This is a genomic window from Massilia sp. UMI-21 (assembly GCA_015277795.1).
Classification (GTDB): Bacteria; Pseudomonadota; Gammaproteobacteria; order Burkholderiales; family Burkholderiaceae_D; genus Telluria.
On record CP063848.1, the window covers coordinates 3,554,393 to 3,573,080 of the forward strand.

15 protein-coding genes are annotated in these 18,688 nt (G+C 68.3%); 4 read left to right on the forward strand and 11 right to left on the reverse strand.

What is annotated here, in order from left to right; all coding sequences use genetic code 11:
* Positions 1 to 5: 5 nt before the first annotated feature.
* Positions 6 to 2,390 carry a bifunctional salicylyl-CoA 5-hydroxylase/oxidoreductase gene (locus tag IM543_15590; protein ID QOY93003.1) on the reverse strand — a complete coding sequence of 795 codons (2,385 nt, stop codon included), beginning with the start codon at positions 2,388 to 2,390 and terminating at the stop codon, positions 6 to 8.
* A 186-nt stretch (positions 2,391 to 2,576) separates the two neighbouring features.
* Here IM543_15590 and IM543_15595 point away from each other — a divergent pair, with 186 nt between their 5' ends.
* The 3 genes from IM543_15595 to IM543_15605 all read left to right on the forward strand — a co-directional run bounded on the left by IM543_15595 (position 2,577) and on the right by IM543_15605 (position 7,278).
* On the forward strand, positions 2,577 to 4,814 hold the full coding sequence (locus tag IM543_15595; GenBank protein QOY93004.1) for a response regulator: 2,238 nt from the start codon (positions 2,577 to 2,579) through the stop codon (positions 4,812 to 4,814).
* A 185-nt stretch (positions 4,815 to 4,999) separates the two neighbouring features.
* Positions 5,000 to 6,214: a DNA topoisomerase IB gene (locus tag IM543_15600; GenBank protein QOY93005.1), complete on the forward strand. Its 1,215-nt coding sequence runs from the start codon at positions 5,000 to 5,002 to the stop codon at positions 6,212 to 6,214.
* On the forward strand, positions 6,211 to 7,278 hold the full coding sequence (locus IM543_15605) for a hypothetical protein (GenBank protein QOY93006.1): 1,068 nt from the start codon (positions 6,211 to 6,213) through the stop codon (positions 7,276 to 7,278). Before IM543_15600 ends, IM543_15605 begins: the two co-directional genes overlap by 4 nt.
* 120 nt (positions 7,279 to 7,398) lie before the next feature.
* Here IM543_15605 and IM543_15610 read toward each other — a convergent pair whose 3' ends face one another.
* A complete protein-coding gene (locus IM543_15610) occupies positions 7,399 to 8,148 on the reverse strand; it encodes a GAF domain-containing protein (GenBank protein ID QOY93007.1) in 750 nt (249 codons plus the stop codon).
* Positions 8,149 to 8,354: 206 nt separating this feature from the next.
* On the opposite strand from IM543_15610, the gene IM543_15615 reads away from it, so the two are divergent.
* Positions 8,355 to 9,947 carry a chemotaxis protein gene (locus IM543_15615; GenBank protein ID QOY93008.1) on the forward strand — a complete coding sequence of 531 codons (1,593 nt, stop codon included), beginning with the start codon at positions 8,355 to 8,357 and terminating at the stop codon, positions 9,945 to 9,947.
* Between the two features lie 7 nt (positions 9,948 to 9,954).
* On the opposite strand, the gene pncB is transcribed toward IM543_15615, so the two are convergent.
* The 9 genes from pncB to IM543_15660 all read right to left on the reverse strand — a co-directional run bounded on the left by pncB (position 9,955) and on the right by IM543_15660 (position 18,678).
* A complete protein-coding gene (pncB, locus tag IM543_15620; GenBank protein ID QOY93009.1) occupies positions 9,955 to 11,148 on the reverse strand; it encodes a nicotinate phosphoribosyltransferase in 1,194 nt (397 codons plus the stop codon).
* A gap of 9 nt (positions 11,149 to 11,157) precedes the next feature.
* Positions 11,158 to 11,679, reverse strand: coding sequence for an SET domain-containing protein-lysine N-methyltransferase (locus IM543_15625; GenBank protein QOY93010.1), 522 nt, complete (start codon positions 11,677 to 11,679; stop codon positions 11,158 to 11,160).
* Positions 11,680 to 11,807: 128 nt separating this feature from the next.
* Positions 11,808 to 13,502: an AMP-binding protein gene (locus IM543_15630; GenBank protein ID QOY93011.1), complete on the reverse strand. Its 1,695-nt coding sequence runs from the start codon at positions 13,500 to 13,502 to the stop codon at positions 11,808 to 11,810.
* 194 nt (positions 13,503 to 13,696) lie between these two features.
* On the reverse strand, positions 13,697 to 15,364 hold the full coding sequence (locus IM543_15635) for a 4Fe-4S binding protein (GenBank protein QOY93012.1): 1,668 nt from the start codon (positions 15,362 to 15,364) through the stop codon (positions 13,697 to 13,699).
* A complete protein-coding gene (locus IM543_15640) occupies positions 15,361 to 15,918 on the reverse strand; it encodes a DUF3306 domain-containing protein (protein QOY93013.1) in 558 nt (185 codons plus the stop codon). Before IM543_15640 ends, IM543_15635 begins: the two co-directional genes overlap by 4 nt.
* A gap of 11 nt (positions 15,919 to 15,929) precedes the next feature.
* Positions 15,930 to 16,376 (reverse strand): DUF3305 domain-containing protein, encoded by a 447-nt coding sequence (locus IM543_15645; protein ID QOY93014.1) that lies wholly within the window; start codon positions 16,374 to 16,376, stop codon positions 15,930 to 15,932.
* Positions 16,373 to 17,056, reverse strand: coding sequence for a hypothetical protein (locus IM543_15650; GenBank protein ID QOY93015.1), 684 nt, complete (start codon positions 17,054 to 17,056; stop codon positions 16,373 to 16,375). Before IM543_15650 ends, IM543_15645 begins: the two co-directional genes overlap by 4 nt.
* Positions 17,053 to 17,472 (reverse strand): hypothetical protein, encoded by a 420-nt coding sequence (locus tag IM543_15655; GenBank protein ID QOY96711.1) that lies wholly within the window; start codon positions 17,470 to 17,472, stop codon positions 17,053 to 17,055. The genes IM543_15650 and IM543_15655 overlap by 4 nt, the downstream gene beginning before the upstream one ends.
* A gap of 66 nt (positions 17,473 to 17,538) precedes the next feature.
* Positions 17,539 to 18,678, reverse strand: coding sequence for a formate dehydrogenase subunit gamma (locus IM543_15660; protein ID QOY93016.1), 1,140 nt, complete (start codon positions 18,676 to 18,678; stop codon positions 17,539 to 17,541).
* Positions 18,679 to 18,688: the final 10 nt, after the last annotated feature.

Genomic DNA, 18,688 nt, shown 5'->3' on the forward strand with positions numbered 1-18,688 from the left:
TTGGTTCAGCCTTCGAGCAGGCGTGCGGCCAGCTGCTGCGCACTCAGGCCGCCGCCCGAGGCCTGCAGCTGGCGTTCGCGTTCGAGGTTGCGCTCGAGCTGCAGCTTGCCGGGGCGGTACTGGCGCGGCCAGCTGGCGCCGCGATAGCCGATGCGCGCGGCCTCGTTCAAGGTCCAGGCCGGATTCGCCAGGTGCGCCCTGGCCACGGCGCACAGGTCGGCGCGTCCGGCCGAGACGATGCCGTTCACGTGGTCGGCCTCGTAGATGGAACCGACCGCGATGGTCGGGATGCCGGCTTCGTTGCGAATCCGGTCGGCGAACGGGGTCTGGAACATGCGCCCGTAGACCGGCTTTTCCTGCTTGCTGACCTGGCCCGAGGAGCAGTCGATCATGTCGGCACCGAGCGCCTTGAACAGGCGCGCGATCGCGACCGCGTCGTCGGGCGTAATGCCGCCCTCGACCCAGTCGTGGGCGGACAGGCGCACGCTGATCGGCTTGTCTTCGGGCCAGGCCGCCCGGACCGCCGCGAACACCTCGAGCGGATAGCGGCAGCGGTTTTCCAGGCTGCCGCCATAGGCGTCCTGGCGCCGGTTGGTCAGCGGCGAGATGAAACTCGACAGCAGATAGCCGTGGGCGCAGTGCAGTTCGAGCCAGTCGAAGCCGGCCTGCGCGGCCGCCGCCGTGGCACGCACGAAGTCGCGCCTGATGCGTTCCAGGTCCGCCAGGCTGGCTTCGCGCGCAAGCTGCGACACGCCCGGCAGGTACTGCTGGGAAGACGCGGACACCAGCGGCCAGTTGCCGGCTTCGAGCGGCTGGTCGATGCCGTCCCACATCAGCCGGGTCGAGCCCTTGGCGCCGGCATGGCCGAGCTGCACGCCGATCTTCGCGTCCGAATTCGCATGCACGAAGTCGACGATGCGCTTCCAGGCAGCCGTATGTTCCGGCGTGTACAGGCCCGGGCAGCCTGGCGTGATGCGCGCGTCGGCGCTGACGCAGGTCATCTCGGCCATGACCAGCGCCGCGCCGCCGAGCGCGCGGGCGCCCAGGTGGGCCAGGTGGAAGTCGCCCACCGCGCCGTCGAACGCCGAATACTGGGCCATCGGCGAGACGATCACGCGGTTCTTCAGCAGCACGCCGCGCACTTTATAGGGCGTGAACATCGGCGGCGTCGGCGCCTCCGGCGCCGGCACCCCGGCCTGCGTCGCGGCGCGCCCGGCGAACCAGCGCTCGAAACCGGCGACGTAGTCCGGGTCGCGCAGGCGCAGGTTCTCGTGCGACAGGCGCTGGCTGCGGGTCAGCAGCGAATACGCGAACTGTTCGGCCTCCATCGCCGTGTAGCGCCGGACGTTCTCGAACCATTCCATCGAATTGCGCGCGGCGCTCTGCAGCTTGAGCACTTCCACGCGGCGCGCTTCCTCGTAGGCGCTCAGCGCCTGTTCCATGGGCATGGCCGGATCGTCGAGACAGCGCGCCAGCTCGATCGCGTCTTCCAGGGCCAGCTTGGTGCCCGAGCCGATCGAGAAGTGCGCGGTGTGGGCGGCATCGCCCATCAGCACCACCGGCACGCGGCGGCCATCGATCTCCTGCCAATGCACCCAGCGCTCGCAGGCGATGCGCGGGAACCGGATCCACATGCCCGATCCGCGCTGGTGGGCGGCGTTGGCCATCAAGGGATGGCCGTCGAGGTAGCGCGCGAACAGGCGCTCGCAGAAGGCCAGCGCCTCCTGCTGGTCCATCGTTTCCAGGCCGGCGGCCCGCCAGGTTTCATCCAGCGTCTCGACGATGAAGGTCGAGGTGTCGCCATCGTACTGGTAGGCGTGCGCCTGGAACCAGCCGTTTTCGGTCTCTTCGAAGGCAAAGGTGAAGGCATCGAACTTCTTGCGCGTGCCGAGCCAGACGAAACGGCAGTGACGGCTTTCCACCTCGGGCCGGAACACCTGCGCATGGCGCTTGCGCACGGCACTGTTGACGCCGTCGCAGGCCACGACCAGGTCGGCCTCGCAGGCGCGCACCAGTTCGGCCTCGTCGCGCACCTCGTGCTCGAACGCCAGGCGCACCCCGAGCGCCGCGCCGCGCTCCTGCAGGATGTTCAGCAGGCGCTTGCGGGCGATACCGCAAAAACCGTGACCGCCCGAGCTGACGCTGCGCCCCTTGAAGTGGACCGCGATATCGTCCCAGTGGTTGAAGGACTGCAGGATGGCGCGCGCGCTCTCCTCGTCGGCGCCGGCCAGGTTGCCCAGCGTCTGGTCGGAAAACACCACGCCCCAGCCGAAGGTGTCGGTGGCCCGGTTACGCTCGACCACCGTGACCGCGTAGTCCGGATGGCGCTTCTTGATCAAGAGTCCGAAGTACAGGCCGGCCGGGCCGCCGCCCACGCACACGATGTTCATCCCCGCTCCCAGTCTGGTGATTCCCTATCTTACATGGACGAATGCTTTAGGTGTCAAGTAATGACGATCAGGCTTGACCCGCGGAATAAATATTCCTTGCGCATTAGCCCTCTACCTTTTAGTACAATAGGGAAACGCATGCACCGATCTGGTGCACCGCCCAACGCGCCTTACGCCGAGATGTTGATGAATCCCTTGCTCCAGCGCCTACGCCTGAACAGCCTGCGCAGCCGCCTGATGCTGCTGGTGGCGCTGGCAATTACCCCGATCGCCGTGATGACGGTGCTGGGAGGCATTCGCGAACGCGAGGCTGCCATTCGCGCCTCCGAGGAAAACCTGCAGCGCCTGACCAACCTGGCGGCCGCCAACGAGGCGCAGTCGCTCGAGCGCGCGCGCCAGATCCTGGTCGACCTGGTCAGTGTTCCCGCCCTGATGGGCCCTACCGACGGCTGCAATGCCCTGCTGGCCGACGTGCTGGACCGCAATGAAGGCTACGTCAACTTCGGCCTGATCCGCCTCGACGGCGAGGTCACCTGCAGCGCGGTGCCCCTGCTCCACCCGGTCAACCTGGGCGACCGGCGCCACTTCCGGCGCGCCATCGCCGAGCGCCGCTTCATCGCGGGAGACTATGTGTTCGGGCGCGTCATTCGCCGCCACACGATCAACCTCACCTATCCGGTCACCGACCGCAGCGGCCGCGTGGTCGCGGTGGTGTTCTCGGCCATGGACCTGGCCGGGCTCGACACCTTCGTCAACGACATCAACCTGCCGCTCGGCTCGATGCTGGAGACGGCCGACACCAACGGCCTCCTGATCTCGCGCCGCCCCGACCCCGAGCGCTGGTTCGGCAAGAAGATCAGTCCGGCCCTGCTGGCGGCGATGCGCGACCCGGCGCAGCATCCCTTGCTGTTGCGCGCCGAGGACGGCATCGAGCGCCTGCACGCCTTCGCACGGGTGGGCGGCCCCTCGCTGTCGGAATACACGGTGACGATCGGCGTTCCGGTCGAGACGATTACCGCGGCGGCACGCGAAGCCCAGCTGATGTCGCTGCTCGGCCTGGTCGTCACCACCATCCTGGCGCTGCTGGCGGCCTGGCTGGCCGGCGACATCCTGATCGTGCAGCGCGTGCGCAAGCTGATGGACACCGCGCGCCGCATCGCCGCCGGCAGCCTGGGAGCGCGTACCGGCATCACCTACGGCAACGAGGAAATCGGCCGGCTGGCGGCGGCCCTCGATGAAATGGCGGCCACGCTGCAGGCCAAGGAAGCGCAGCGCAGCCAGGCCGAACGCGAACTGCGCGCGGCAGACCAGCGCAAGGACGAGTTCCTGGCGATGCTGGCCCACGAGCTGCGCAATCCGCTGGCGCCGATCAGCACCGGCGCCCACCTGCTCAAGCTCCTGCATTCGGACAACGCCCAGATCACCCAGACCTGCGCCATCATCGCGCGCCAGGTCGAACACATGACCAGCCTGGTGGACGACCTGCTGGACGTCTCGCGCGTGACGCGCGGCCTGGTCTCGATCTCGACCTCGGTGCTGGACCTGCGCACGGTGGTGGACGACGCCGCCGAACAGATCCGGCCCCTGATCGCCGCGCGCCGCCACCAGGTGGTGCTCGACCTGCCCCCCTCGGCGGCCCAGGTCAAGGGCGACCACAAGCGCCTGGTGCAGGTGGTGTCCAACCTGCTGGGCAACGCCACCAAGTACACCCCCGAGGGCGGCCACATCCAGCTGCGCCTGGTGGAAGACGGCGACAGCTACGTGCTGGCCGTGTCGGACGACGGCATCGGCATGGATGCATCCCTGGTGGACCGGGTATTCGACCTGTTCACCCAGGCCGAACGCACTCCGGACCGTTCGCAGGGCGGCCTCGGCCTGGGACTGGCGCTGGCGCGCAGCCTGGTGGAACTGCATGGGGGCAGCGTCGGCGCCACCAGCCCGGGCCTGGGCAAGGGCAGCACCTTTACCGTACGGCTGCCGCGCCTGGAACAGGACAGCGAGTCGCCGGTGGCCGAAGCGGTGCGCCACGCCGCCACCGCCGTGGCGCCGCTGCGCGTGCTGGTGGTGGACGACAACCTCGACGCCGCTCACACCCTCAACCTGTTCCTGAGCGCCTCCGGACACCGGGTCGAGGTCGCCCACAACGCCGTCGATGCCCTCGAGGTGGCCCGGGTGTTCTCGCCCCAGGTCTGCCTGCTCGACATCGGCCTGCCCGACCTGGACGGCAACGAACTGGCGCGCCGTCTGCGCCGCCTGCCGCAGACCGCCGGGGCCACCCTGATCGCCGCGACCGGCTACGGCCGCCAGCAAGACCGCGAAGCCGCGCACGCGGCCGGCTTCGATCACTACATGGTCAAGCCGGTCAATACGGTCCAGCTGAGCGAGCTGCTCGCGCAGCTGGGCGCGGCCCCGGCCCGCTCCTGATCGGCCGCTCCGACCGCACGCGCGCACCGCCAGCCGGTCGCGCGGAAAACGCGCGCATGCGCTCCCGGCATCCCGGGCAGGGCTCGCCCGTGGCCGACACCGAGGCGGGCTTGCGTTAGTTTCCGAACGGCGCCCCTGCCCGGTTCGGCGTAGGATCGGGCGACCAGATTGGAGGGACGCCCTACATGCATAGCGAACAGAACGACACTGCCGACAAGCCGCCCAGCGATCCGCCCGCAGCCGCGAAGGCGGCCGGCCTGCGCTACGTCCACGACGACCGCCCCGGTATCCGGCGTGAGAAGGCCGGCGCCGCTTTTCGCTACCTCGACGCCGGCGGCGATCCGGTCACGGACGAGGCGACGCTGGGACGCATCAAGTCGCTGGTGATTCCGCCGGCCTGGACCGACGTCTGGATCTGCCCGCAAGCCAACGGCCACCTCCAGGCCACCGGGCGCGATGCCAGGGGCCGCAAGCAGTACCGCTACCACCCGAAGTGGCGCACTGCGCGCGATGAGGTCAAGTACGAGCGCATGCTCAGTTTCGGCCAGGCGCTCCCCGCGATCCGGCAGGAGGTCGACCGCGCCCTGTCCCTGCCCGGCATGCCGCGCCAGAAGATGCTGGCCACCATCGTCTACCTGCTCGAAGCGACCATGATGCGCGTCGGTAACGAGGAGTACGCCCGCACCAACAAGTCCTTTGGCCTGACGACCCTGCGCAACCGCCACGCCAAGGTGGACGGCAGCGATGTCGAGTTCCGCTTCCGTGGCAAGAGCGGGGTCTATCACAAGGTCCAGGTGCACGACCGCCGCGTGGCGCGCATCATCCGGCGCTCGCGCGACCTGCCCGGCCAGGAGCTGTTCCAGTACGTGGACGACGAGGGCGACACCCACACGATCGACTCGAGCGACGTCAACGACTACCTGCGCGGCATTACCGGCGAGGACTACACCGCCAAGGACTTCCGCACCTGGTCGGGCACCGTGCTGGCTGCGCTGGCCCTGCAGGAATTCGAGAAGTTCGACTCCGAAGCCCAGGCCAAGAAGAACATCGTGCGCGCCATCGAGTCGGTGGCCGAAAAGCTCGGCAATACGCCCTCGGTCTGCCGCAAGTGCTACGTGCACCCGGTGGTGCTCGACGCCTACCTCGACGGCGCCGTGCTCGAGGGGCTGCGCGAACGCACCGAGCGGGAGCTGACGGAAGAGCTGCATGCGCTGCAGCCGGAAGAAGCCGCGGTGCTGGCGCTGCTGCAGCAGCGGCTGCGCCAGGAGCAGGAGCGGGAACGGGAACGGCAAAACAAGCGGGAACAGAAGCGTGCGGAAGCGCGCGGCTCCCCGACCAGCAAGGCCGCGCGCGCACCGCGCCGCCGGAACGCAGCACCATCCATGAGAGGAGCAGCATGAGCAAGCCAGCAACGGCATGGACCATCGAACAGGTGGCCGCCTTCGAACACCAGGTTACCGGCGTGTCGGTCTCGGAAGACGGCCGCATTTTCGTCAACTTCCCGCGCTGGACCGAGGACAGCGCCGTATCGGTGGCCGAACTGGGCAGGGACGGCGCCCTGCGTCCCTACCCGGACCACGACTGGAACGCCTGGCGCAATGCCCGGAAAGATGAACTGCCGCCCGAGAAGCACTGGGTCTGCGTGCAAAGCATCGTCGCCGACGGACGCGGCAGCCTGTGGGTATTGGACCCGGCCGCTCCCGCCCAGGCGCACCTGGTGTCGGGCGGCGCCAAACTGGTGCAGGTCGACCTCGGCCAGGACAAGGTCGTGCGCAGCATCGTCTTCGACGAAGCCGCCGCCCCGCAAGGCTCCTACCTGAACGACGTGCGCTTCTCGAGCGACGGCAAATACGCCTTCATCACCGATTCGGGCGTGGTCGGCGCCATTCTGGTCGTCGACCTGGAGGCGGAAAAGACGGTACGCCTGCTCGACGGCCACCCATCCACCCAGATGCAAAAAGGCCTGAACGTGAAGGCCGACGGCAAGGAGCTGCGCCGCCCGGACGGGCGCGGCGTCGAATTCTCGGCCGACGGCATCGCCGTGTCCGATGACGGCCACTGGCTGTACTGGCAGGCGATCAAGGGCGACACCCTGTACCGCGTCGGCACGGCGCACCTGACCGGCAAGGGACTGCAGGGCCAGGATATTGGCGGCCAGGTCGAGGAATACGGAAAGAACGGCGTGTCGGACGGCCTGCTGATCCCGCGCGGCACCAACAAGATGCTGCTCTCCGCGGTCGAAGACGATGCGGTCAAGCTGCGCGATCTCGACGCCGGGCCGCAGGGCAAGCCGGAGATCCTGGTGCGCGACGACCGCCTGCGCTGGCCGGACACCTTCACCCAGGGGCCGGACGGCACGGTCTATGTGACCACCTCACACATCCAGGATTCGGCCTTCTTCAAACCGGACGCGCCCCCGGCCCTGCCGACTCAGCTGTGGAAGCTGGCGGGCGGACAATTCTAGCCAGGCAAGCGCGCCCGGCATGATCGTTTCCAGGTGGCCGTTCAGGAAGTGGACGGTGTACCTGGCCCCACGGCTGTACGCGGCCGATACTTCGTCGCTACGATCCGCGAAGCTCCCTGCTCAGGCCGCCTTGGCCTGGAATTCCGAAGAGGCGATATCGGCCAGGTCGCACAGCGCCTGCAGCTCGGCCGAGCGCAGGCGGCGCGGCTCGCGGTCGATCACGCACAGGGTTCCCATCGGCAAGCCGGAACGATCACGCAGCGGCACCCCGGCATAGAAGCGGATGTGGGGCTCGGCCAGCACCAGCGGATTCTCGCGGAAGCGCTCGTCGGTGGCCGCATCTTCGACCATGAAGGGCGCATCCTGCAGGATGGCGTGCGAGCAGAACGCCCACTCGCGCGGGGTTTCCTGCGGCCCCAGTCCGATACGCGCCTTGAACCACTGGCGGCGCGCGGTCAGCAGCGAGACCAGCGCGATGGGCGAGGCGGTGACCGTGGCAGCCAGGCGGACGATGCGGTTGAAGCGTTCTTCCTGCGGGCTGTCGACCAGGCCCGAGGCCGCCAGCGCGGCCAGTCGGCGCGCTTCTTCCGTGGTCACAGGGAAGCCTTCGCCGCCTTGCAGGATGAATTCGGGGTCGGTCGGGTCCTGCACCAACGTTTCGCCGGACAGGGCGCCCGACAGCGGGCCGGCGCGGTCCAGCATTGCCTGGATGGTGCTCCGGCGGGTGCGGCGGTGGCCACCCGGAGTTTTCCACGATGGAATAGCGCCACTTTCCATCCATAACTGTACGGTGCTGGTGGCAACCCCCAGCATGCGGGCTGCGGCACTGGTCGTGAGGATCGGGTCCTCTTCTATGAACTTGCTCTGCATTTGCGGTCCTGGTTATGCCTCCAAGTATAGCCGAAATGACGAAATCCCTCATCCTAAAGCTGCCTTTGAAAGATAAGTTTACGATATAGACAAATAACACAATTTCAATTGCAATAAAGAAATCAAAAGTGCAGAATCGGACCCAAATTGCTTAAATAAATTTGTTCAATTAATAACTTCCTGTTCATTTACCTCATAAGGCACCCATGGCATCCTTCGAGCACGCGGGCATTGCAACCAGACTGTATGCGGCATTCGCCCTGATCCTGTCGGTCACCCTCATCCTGGCGGGCTTCTCGGTCTCGCGCGTGAACACCATCGAGCACGCCCTGCAAACGGCCGACACGGTGAGGAACAGCGAACTCGAACCGCTGTACGCCGCCCGCGAAGCGCTGGATCAGACCGGCATCGCCGCGCGCAATGCCTACATCTTCAAGGACGAATCCGCGGCCAGGCGCGAACTCGACCTGGTCGATGCGCGCAAGGCCGACTACCTGGCCGCCCTCGCCCGCCTCGATCCGGTCCTGCGCGGCAATCCGCAATACGCCAAAGTGCGCGCAGGCATGCTGGCGATGGCGCGCGAGCTCGAACGGCCCCGCAACTACCGTGCCGCCGGCGACCTGGAGGGGTATGCCACGTTCCTGGTCGAGGAATGCAGCCCGCTGCGCCGCAGCATCGTGGCCGACATCGAGGTCCTGCTCCAGGAACTGCAGGCGCACACCACCGAGGCCGTACGCGCAGCCAACGCCGAGGCGGCGGGTACGCGCTACTGGATCACCGGCCTGAGCGCGCTGTCGGTGGTGCTGTGCGTGCTGGTGGCGCCGGTGCTGGTGCGCAGCCTGGTCGGCCAGCTCGGCGGCGAGCCGGCCTACGCCACCAGCGTGGCGCGCGCGATCGCCGGCGGCGAACTGCACCGGCCGGTCGACACGGACCGCGCCCGCCCGAACAGCCTGCTGTACGCCATGAGCGCCATGCGCGATGGACTGAGCGGCATCGTCGGCAAGGTGCGCGGCGGGACCGACGCGATCGCCTCGGCCTCTTCCCAGATCGCCAGCGGCAACCTCGACCTGTCGAACCGCACCGAGACCCAGGCCGCCGCCCTGGCCCAGGTGGCGCACGCGATGAAACAGCTGATCGCGTCGGTGCGCCAGAATGCCGACTACGCGGCGCAGGCCAGCGCGCTGGCCACCGCGGCCTCGCACATCTCGGTCAAGGGCGGCGCGGCGGTGGACCAGGTGGTCACCACGATGCAACTGATCGACGCCTCCTCGAAGAAGATCGTCGACATCATCGCGGTCATCGACGGTATCGCCTTCCAGACCAACATCCTGGCGCTCAACGCGGCGGTCGAAGCCGCGCGCGCCGGCGAGCAGGGCCGCGGCTTTGCCGTGGTCGCCAGCGAAGTGCGCAACCTGGCGCAGCGCTCGGCCGCCGCGGCGAAGGAAATCAAGGTCCTGATCGAGGATTCGGTAAGCAAGGTCGGCGTAGGGGCCGCGCTGGTCGGCGAAGCCGGCGAAACGATCCGCCAGGTGGTCGAAGGCGTGCACAGCGTCACCGACATCATGGGGCGGATCAGCAGCGCGACGGGCGCCCAGCGCGCCGACATCGAGCAGGTGGACCTGGCCATCGCGGACCTGGACGAGATGACGCTGCAGAACGCCGCGCTGGTCGAGGAAGCGGCCGCGGCGGCCCAATCCTTGCAGAACCAGGCGGCCGAACTGGCGGCGGTGGTAAATACCTTCCAGCTGGAAGAGCCTGCCCAGACCCGGCAGCGCGGGCTGATCGCCGCCAGGACCTGAGCCCCCCCTACCCCTCCCCGGGGTGCTGGAACACCTGCCGCAGATACGCCAGGAAGGTCTGGTCGGTACACATCGACTTGCCCGGCGTATCCGACAGCTTGGCCACCGGCTGCCCGTTGCAGTGGGTGAGCTTCATGACGATGTTCAGCGCCTGGTAGGGCGTGTCGTTGGTCAGCTTGGTGCCGATGCCGAAACCCAGCGTGGTGCGGTCGGCGAAGTGCCGGTACAGGGCGAGCGCCTTCGGCACCGTCAGCGCGTCGGAGAACACCAGGCGCTTGGTGCGCGCGTCGATGCGCAGCCGGGCGTAGTGCGCCAGCGCCTTTTCGCCCCATTCCACCGGATCGCCCGAGTCGTGGCGCAAGCCATCGAACAGCTTGGCGAAATACAGGTCGAAGTCGCGCAGGAAAGCATCCATGCCCACCACGTCGGTGAGCGCGGTGCCGAGGTCGCCCCGGTACTCCTGCACCCAGTCTTCCAGCGCCGCCTTCTGGAAGTCGCGCAGGCGCACGCCGAAGGCCTGGTAGGCCTGCAGGTATTCGTGCGCCATGGTCCCGATCGGCACCAGCCCGTACTTGTGCGCCAGGTAGACGTTCGAGGTGCCCTTGAAGAACTGCGGCAGCTCGCGCGCCAAGGTCGCCACCACTTCGTCATGCCACTCGCCCGAGAAGCGCCGGCGCACGCCGAAGTCGAAGAATTCGAACGACGTGGCCAGCTTCGGCTCGCGTTCGAAGGCGCGCAGCTCGTCGATCTTCTGCTGCAGGCGTACGCGCGCTTCGGCAATCGCCGCCTGCTGGTCGAAGCGGCGGAAATACAGCTCGTTGACGATATAGAGCACGAAGATCTCGAAGCCCATCACGTGCACCAGCGGCCCGGTGGCGCGGATGCGCAGGTGGGGGCCGTCGGTCTCGACCTGGATGAACTTGCGCTGGAAGCGAAACAGCGTGAGCAGGTCGGCGAAGTCGCTCTTGATGAAACGCAGACCGCGTAGATAGGCGATCTCGTGATCGAGGAACATCAGCGAACACAGGTGGTCGAGTTCGCACTCGACCTCGACCTTCAGCTCGGCGAGCGGGTAGGCCGGCGTGTTCCGGCACAGGAATTCGTATTCGCCGATCGCCCCCGGGTGGCTGTGCAGCAGCGCCTGCCACATCGTGAACTTGTACAGGTCGGTTTCCAGCAGGCTGCGGACAACGGGCTTCATCGGCTTCCTTCAGGCGGTGGCGGTTTCGCTGCTGCGCTTGCCGGCGCCGCTCCGGCTGCGCTTTTTCGGCGCCAGCATGGTGCCGGTGCAGCCGGGCGTGCCGCAGCGGCAGGCGAACAGCTTCTTGAGCGCCGGCGTGTGGCGCTCGTCATAGATCAGCGCATAGTTGTAGTTCAGCTCTTCGCCGGCGTCGATGTCGCGCATCGCATGGATATAGACGCGGCCTTCGTCCTCGAAGGCTTCGCAGTTGGGCGAGCAGGCGTGGTTGATCCAGCGCGCGGCGTTCCCGCGGCTGCCGCCGTCGATCACGCGGCCATCGGCCAGGGTGAAGTAGAAGGTGTGGTTGATCGGGCCGCCGGCTTGTTCGGCGCGCCGGGTCGCTTCGTCCCAGCTGATGCGCTCACCCCGGTATTCGATGATGCGTTCGCCGGCGCCGATCGGCCTGAGGGCGAAGACGCCGTTGCCGTGGACGGGGGACTTCCTGACTTCATAAGCGGGTTCTGGCTGGGCGGAGCGTTTGGTGTTGGTCATCGAAGCGTGGGCGGTGAAGCCGGCGAGGTCGGAACGCGCGGCGCGCGCGAGCGTGTTGTTGGGTTGACCACCATTATGGCGGCAATCGCGCGCGGCCCGCCGCACACTTCGCCGGTGCGCGGCAGGCTTCAGCCGGCAAAGTCTTCTTCGCGGTACTCGGCGCCCTGCCCTGCGGCGTCGTCGGCGCGGCCGGCTTCTTCCCTGCGCAGTTCGACGCGCCGGATCTTGCCCGAGATGGTCTTGGGCAGCTCGCGAAACTCGATGCGGCGGATGCGCTTGTACGGCGCCAGCCGCGCGCGCGCGAAGGCGAACAGCGCGGCCGCCACCTCGCGGCTCGGGGCCACGCCCTGGCGCAGGGTGACGAAGGCCTTCGGCACCGACAGGCGCAGCGGGTCCGGGCTCGGCACGATCGCCGCCTCCAGTACGTCCTCGTGCTCGATCAACACGCTCTCCAGCTCGAAGGGGCTGATGCGGTAGTCCGAGGACTTGAACACGTCGTCGTTGCGGCCGACGTAGAAGTAATAGCCTTCCTGGTCGACGGTGGCGGTGTCGCCGGTGTGGTAGTGGCCGGCGCGCATGACGGCGGCGGTCTTCTCGTCGTCGCCCTCGTAGCACATCATGAGCCCCTGCGGCGCCGGGTCGAGCGCGAGCGCGATCTCGCCTTCCGGCGCGGGCCGGTCGTCGATGTCGAGCAATGTCACCCGATAGCCCGGCAGCGGCCGGCCCATCGAGCCGGGCTTGATCGGCTGGCCCGGCGGGTTGCCGATCTGGCAGGTGCTTTCCGACTGGCCGAAGCCGTCGCGGATGCGGATGCCCCAGGCCCTTTCCACCTGCTCGATCACTTCCGGATTGAGCGGTTCGCCGGCGCCGACCAGTTCGCGCAGCGGTGGCTTCCAGGCGCTCAGGTCTTCCTTGATCATCATGCGCCAGACCGTCGGCGGCGCGCACAGCGAGGTGACGCCGCAGCGCTGGACCGTGTCGAGCGCCGCCCTGGCCGAGAAGCGCTCGTAGTTGTAGACGAAGATGGTGGCGCCGGCATTCCAGGGCGCGAAGAAGCAGCTCCACGCGTGCTTGGCCCAGCCCGGCGACGAGATGTTCCAGTGGACGTCGCCAGGCTGCAGGCCGATCCAGTACATGGTCGACAGGTGGCCCACCGGATAGCTCTGGTGGCTATGCAACACCAGCTTGGGCTTGGCCGTGGTGCCCGAGGTGAAGTACAGCAGCAAGGGATCGGTGGCGCGGGTCTCGCCCTCGGGATCGAACACCGACACCACGTCGCGACAAGCCTCGAAGTCGTGCCAGCCGTCCGGTTTTTTTGCCTCGTTGCCGCCGACGGCGATGCGGGTGAAACTGCCCGCCATGCCGTCGAACTTGTGCGCTTCGGAGGCCTGGGCGATCACGTGCCTGACGCGCCCGCGTTCGAGCCGGTCCTGCAGGTCGGCGCCGGAGACCAGCATGGTGGTCGGCACCAGCACGGCGCCGAGCTTGATCCCGGCCAGCATGATTTCCCACAGCTCGACCCGGTTCGGCAGCATCAGCAAGACCCGGTCGCCGCGCTTGACGCCGCACAGGCGCAGGTACTCGGCCACCTGGCAGGAGCGCGAGGCCATGTCGGCGAAGCTGATCTTTTGCTCCGAGCCGTCCTCTTCCACCACCCAGAGCGCCGGCGCGTGATTATTTTTTGCCATCTGGTCAAAATAATCCAGCCCCCAGTTGAACGCGTCGAGCTGGGGCGCCCGGTAGTCGCGGTAGGCGGTGGCATAGTCGAGCCGGTGCTGGAGCAGAAAGTCGCGCGCCTGGATGAAGCGCTGGGTTGGCGTCATGGTGTCTCCTGTTTGCTGGGTGTCATGCCTGGTGTGACCATTCTGCCATGTTTGCAGGCGTCGATGTAGGGTGGTGCGGGGCGCGTGGCCGGCTTGCCGAGCGCGCGTCGCACTTGCGGATGCGCCGTGTGAGCGCGTGCCTGCGTCGAACGCGCGGTCGGCCGAGCCGCCTTGCGCGGCCCGGAGCACCCCGTTCAGCTACGCTTGAGGCTGGTGACCCGCATCTCGTCGCGCGGCTCCATCATGTCGATGACGCGGCAGTCGCCGCACATGCGCAAGCGGTCGAGGTGGCCGCTGAAGGCCGGGTGCGAGGCCAGGCGGCCGAGCATGTTCTCGACCATCTGCAGGGTGCCGAAGGGCTTGTCGCAGCGGATGCAGTGGAAGGGCCGGGACTCGTTGAGCACCACCGCCTGGCCGCGCGTCTCGGCGAAGGACAGGCGCGGCGCCAGGCTGATGGCGTTCTCCGGGCAGGTGCTGGCGCACAGGCCGCACTGGACGCAGTTCTTCTCGATGAAGCGCAGCAGCGGCGCACCCTGCCCGTCCTGCAGCGCGCCCGCCGGGCAGGCACCGACGCAGGACATGCACAGGCTGCAGGCGCCGCGGTTCACCTCGACCGCGCCGAACGGAGCGCCCGGCGGCAGCGTCACCGCCTCCGGCTTGAGCGGCGCATGGCGGTGCAGGTGCTCGAGCGCGTAGTCGAGCGTGTTGCGCTTGTCGTTCGCCAGGTGGAACACGGCCGGCTCGGATGGCACCCGGCCGCGCGGCGCGTGGCGCAGGGCCACGGCCAGCTCTTCGGGCGCGCCGGCCTGCAGCAACTGGAAATGCGGGCCGTCATAACCGAGGCCATCGAGCACCGCTTGCCCGATCGTCATCTGCTGGTCGAGGGCGGCGAGGTACTGGGGCGCTTCGTTGCCGGTCGTCAGGATCGCGATGCCGGCTGCCCCGTAGGCCACCGCGCCGAACCAGACGTCGATGCCGGTCGAGGCGGTGTGCTGCAACGCCAGCGGAATCACCCGGCCGGGAACCGCGTCGCCCAGCGCAGCCAGCAGCTCCGCGCCATGCTCGGGATCGTGCAGCAGGAACACCGGGTCTTCGCCGCCCGCTTCGCGGTAGCAACGCAGGGCCGCCTGCATGCGCTTGCCGGTGAGCGCGGCCGGCGGGAAGGCGTAGCTGATGGCGCCGGTCGGGCAGACCGTGGAGCAGGCGCCGCAACCGGCGCACAGGTAGGGGTTGACCTTGATCCGGTCGCCGTCGTCGGCGATCGCCTGGGCCGAGCAGATCTCGATGCAGGCGCTGCAGCCTTTCTGGCCGTTGCGGCCGTGGGCGCAGCTGCGCTCCTTGTAGGCGAAATACTTGGGCTTTTCGAAGTCGCCGACCATGTCGAGCATGGCCTCGCCCGCGGCGAGGCGGGCCGCTTCCCCGTCGCCGGGCGCGTAGTAGCCGTGCGGGCGCTGGTGGCTGGGGATCAGGCGGCTCGGACAGAGGTCGAGCACCAGGTCGAAGCGGCCCTGTCCGACCGCCTGGCCGGGCGCCTGCCAGCGCGCCTCGAAGGCGCCCAGCCAGCCGGCGACCGCCACGGTGCGGGCCTGGTGCACCGGATACGGGCGCAGCGGGAACTCGTCCTGGCTGTCGAGCAGCAGGACGGTGACCGGCAGCACGCCTGCGATCCGGTCGGCCAATGGCAGGGCGTGCGCGGCCGAGCCGACCACCAGGCTGCGGCCGGCCGAGCGGTAATCCACCGTGACGGCGGGCTCGAACACCGGAATGGCGTCGGCGGCCTGGATCGCGGCGCGCCGGGCCTGCGCGTCGCGGCCTTCCCGTACCGGATCGATCGGCGGATTGTCGGTAAAGCGGATGTTCATGCGTTCCCTTGTTGTGTGGACGTCGGTATCGTGTAGTGTTCCTGCTCCTGCTCCTGCTCCTGCTCCGGTCCGGCTTGCGGCCCCGGCGCATCTTCCAGCGCCAGCGCGTCGGCCGGCCCGGCCTCGGCCTCCTGCCGGTCGCCCAGCAGCCGGTCCAGGACGCCTGGCGCATGCTTGAGCGAAGCCAGCATGTCCGGCGTGAGCGGCGAGGCCTGGTTGTAGTCGCGCATGTAGATGTCGAGACCGTCGATCGCATTGAAATGCGGATCGCTGAACAGTTTCTTGAGTGCCAGACGCTGCACCGACTTGTCGACACCCCTTGCCACGAAGGCGGAGAAATCGGCGTCCGGGGTGAGCCGGGCGACGTCTTCCAGCGTCGGCAAGGGTGGCTGCGGCGGCGGCGCGCCGTCCTGACGGCGAGCGTCAGGCGGTTCGGGCTGCAGGGCGGGTGCAGGGGCGGCGGCAGGGGCATGGAGCGGCGCGGTCACCGGCTCGGCGTCGCCGCCGCTCGACTTCAGCCGCGACCAGCGCCGCAAGAATCCTTCATTCGGCATCGCGTCTCCAGTCATCCGTGCTCGCGGCCCCGGCGCGACCGCGGTTTCGGCTGGTAGTGCTCGCGCAGGTAGCCGGCTACCCAGGCATAGATTTCTGCCGGCATCGCGACGCCATCGGCCTGCTCGCCGGAATCGAACATGCGGGTGCCCTCCACGTAGCTGACCGAGGCGCGCACCGGCATGGCCCTGCCCTCTTCCATGCGCCACAGCACGAATACCTTCGATTCGGGCGCCATGCAGTTTTCGTAGTAGCCGTCGTTCTCGTCGGTGTAGAGCTCGAGCTCGAGGCCGGAGACCAGGTAATAGTCGCGCTCGGAACTCGTGCTGAGCACCTGCATGCGCGGCAGTTCGCCGCGGTCGGGCACCACGCCGACCGCCTCCCAGGCTTCGTCGGCCCAAGGGTGCGCAAGGCTGCGGCGCTGCATGATCACCGCGATCGGCAGGCTTCCCATTTTCATTGCTTGTTCGCCGTCTCGGGACTGTGCTCTTTTTGAACCGCCGGGGCGGTCCCTCTTGGCAGCGACGGCGTCTGGCGTGTCTTGACGTCTTCGCTGGGCGGCGCGGTGCCCAGCTTCTCGCTCTTGATGGGCGTCCTGGCCGCGTTCAGCGCCTGCGGGCTGCGCGGCGCGGCGCCGGTGGCCGGCGCGGTGGCGGCGCCCCCGGCCGCATGGGCCGGCGCGGCGGCCGGCATGCCGGCTCCCGGCGGCGTCACGCCCGGCGGCACCATGCCTGCGTCGGCGGCATCGCGGACCGCGCCGGGTGGCAAGTCGCCCAAGGCGGTCGCCGGCGGCAGGGCCGCGGTCGCCGGTGGCGGCTGGATGCGCCAGCCTTTGGCGGCCGCCTGTGAGCGCCAGCGGTCGGACAGCCGGTCCATCGCCGCCGCCAGCTGCTCTTTTTCCTTGGCCGCCTTGGCGTCGGCCGCGGCCTTCTTGGCGGCGGCCTCCTGCTGGGCCGGGGTCAGCTGCGCTTGCTGCCGGGCTTGCTCGACAGTCTGCGTTGGCTGCGGCTGCTGCAGCGCTTGTGTCTGCTGTGTCTGCTGTGTCTGCTGTGTCTGCTGTGGCTGCTGCTGTGCGGCCCAGCTCGCGCCGGACAGCAGCCAGGCCGCCAGCAAGCAGCGCGATGCGCGTAATGTGTTCATTGCTTGCCCAAGTCTTTCCCCGCTGCCGGCGGATTCGGCGCGACGTTGGTCGCGGATGGCGCCTCGGCTTCTCCCGGCGCGGGCCGCGCCGGCTTGCCGTAGTCCGGCATCTGCCCCTGGGTGCCGGGCTGGACGCCGGTCGGATTGCTCACGCCGCGCGCCGGTCCCTGGCCGGTTTCGCGGGTACTGCCGCCGACCTCCGCCCCTGCGGTATTGCCGCCGGAACCGCCCGCGATACCCGGCGTGCCACCGGCATAGACGGCGTCGGTGGTCGGCCTGGCGGTCTGGGCGAGGATCGTGCCGCTGGTCGCGCCGCCCGCCGTGACCTGGCCGGGATACTTGGTCTGGACGATGCCGTCGACGCGTTGCTCGCGGCCGCGGTCGCAGCCTGAGACCAGCGCAGCCGACAGCAGCATCAGGAGCACGGGCGCCAGCGGCAAGCCGCTTGCGGGTGTGGATGGTGTCATGACATTCCTCGCTGTTCAGTGGGCCGGTCCCGGGCGCGGCGCCGGGCCGCGCGGCACGCCGCCGTCCGGCTGCGTGCCCGGGGCCGTCCCGTTCTTGACCTGTTCGTACCAGATTCCATGGTGGGCCTGGGCCCAGGATTCGTCGACCGTGCCTTCACGCATGGCCTGGTAGGCGCCCGGGGTGCCCCAGGTGCCGATGTAGATGTGTCCCATGGCGGCGGCTATGTAGAGCGTGGCGCCCGCCACGTGCAGGTAGTTGGCAATTTGCATGATGTAGCGGGTCTGGCCGAAATTGCCGAAGTCCAGCACCAGGCCGGTAATCGACATGACCAGGCCCAGCAAGGTCACGCCGAGCCAGAACCAGGCCTTCTCGCCCGCATTGAAGAACCCGGCCGGCACGTGCTTGTGCGACACCAGGCCGCCGCCCTGCTTGACCCACTGCCAGTCCTGGCGATTGAAGAAATTACGGCGCAAGAAGGTGATGAACATCAGCACCGAGCAGACGATGAACAGCGGCCCGACGAAGTTGTGCAGGTATTTCGAGATGAGCGCCACCCACGAGAACACCGTATGCCCCATCCACGGCAGCATGATCGCTTTCCCGTACATGATGACGATGCCGGTGATGGCCAGCGCGATGAAGCTGTAGGCCGTGGCCCAGTGCACCTGGCGCTCCCAGGCGCTGAAGCGTTTGATCCGTCGTCCCGTGGCCGGCTCTTCGCGGGCCGGGCCGATGGCGCGGTAGAACACGAAGATCAGGAGCGGCACCGCCAGCAGGATGATGCCGGCGATGGTCGCGATCGGTCCGTTGCGCAGGTGGCGCCAGGTATTGCCGCCGCGCTGCAGGATGACGTTCAGCTCGCCCTTTGCACCGTAGTCGCCGAGATAGTTGCGGTCCATGTGCACCCGGCCGGAGGCGGCGTCGAGCAAGCCTGGTTCGGGCACCACGGAATCGTGCTCGATCTGCATGACCGTCTGCTCTTCGGCATACGCGGGCTTGGCCTTCTCGTTCGGTACCCCGGCCGAGGCCGGCGACATCATCGCTAGCGCGAACGCCAGCAGCGCCAGCAGCGCCGGCAGAAGCGGCAAAAGCGGCAGCCGGGACAGCAGCGGCCGTGCCGGTACGGCGCGCAGGGCGGACAGATTGGCTCGCATGCTCGGCTCC

Bases quoted from the DNA above. Each gene is read 5' to 3' on its own strand.
- IM543_15590 (QOY93003.1), bottom strand. From the start codon at position 2,390: ATGAACATCGTGTGCGTGGGCGGCGGCCCGGCCGGCCTGTACTTCGGA.
- IM543_15595 (QOY93004.1), top strand. From the start codon at position 2,577: ATGAATCCCTTGCTCCAGCGCCTACGCCTGAACAGCCTGCGCAGCCGC.
- IM543_15600 (QOY93005.1), top strand. From the start codon at position 5,000: ATGCATAGCGAACAGAACGACACTGCCGACAAGCCGCCCAGCGATCCG.
- IM543_15605 (QOY93006.1), top strand. From the start codon at position 6,211: ATGAGCAAGCCAGCAACGGCATGGACCATCGAACAGGTGGCCGCCTTC.
- IM543_15610 (QOY93007.1), bottom strand. From the start codon at position 8,148: ATGCAGAGCAAGTTCATAGAAGAGGACCCGATCCTCACGACCAGTGCC.
- IM543_15615 (QOY93008.1), top strand. From the start codon at position 8,355: ATGGCATCCTTCGAGCACGCGGGCATTGCAACCAGACTGTATGCGGCA.
- pncB (QOY93009.1), bottom strand. From the start codon at position 11,148: ATGAAGCCCGTTGTCCGCAGCCTGCTGGAAACCGACCTGTACAAGTTC.
- IM543_15625 (QOY93010.1), bottom strand. From the start codon at position 11,679: ATGACCAACACCAAACGCTCCGCCCAGCCAGAACCCGCTTATGAAGTC.
- IM543_15630 (QOY93011.1), bottom strand. From the start codon at position 13,502: ATGACGCCAACCCAGCGCTTCATCCAGGCGCGCGACTTTCTGCTCCAG.
- IM543_15635 (QOY93012.1), bottom strand. From the start codon at position 15,364: ATGAACATCCGCTTTACCGACAATCCGCCGATCGATCCGGTACGGGAA.
- IM543_15640 (QOY93013.1), bottom strand. From the start codon at position 15,918: ATGCCGAATGAAGGATTCTTGCGGCGCTGGTCGCGGCTGAAGTCGAGC.
- IM543_15645 (QOY93014.1), bottom strand. From the start codon at position 16,376: ATGAAAATGGGAAGCCTGCCGATCGCGGTGATCATGCAGCGCCGCAGC.
- IM543_15650 (QOY93015.1), bottom strand. From the start codon at position 17,056: ATGAACACATTACGCGCATCGCGCTGCTTGCTGGCGGCCTGGCTGCTG.
- IM543_15655 (QOY96711.1), bottom strand. From the start codon at position 17,472: ATGCTGCTGTCGGCTGCGCTGGTCTCAGGCTGCGACCGCGGCCGCGAG.
- IM543_15660 (QOY93016.1), bottom strand. From the start codon at position 18,678: ATGCGAGCCAATCTGTCCGCCCTGCGCGCCGTACCGGCACGGCCGCTG.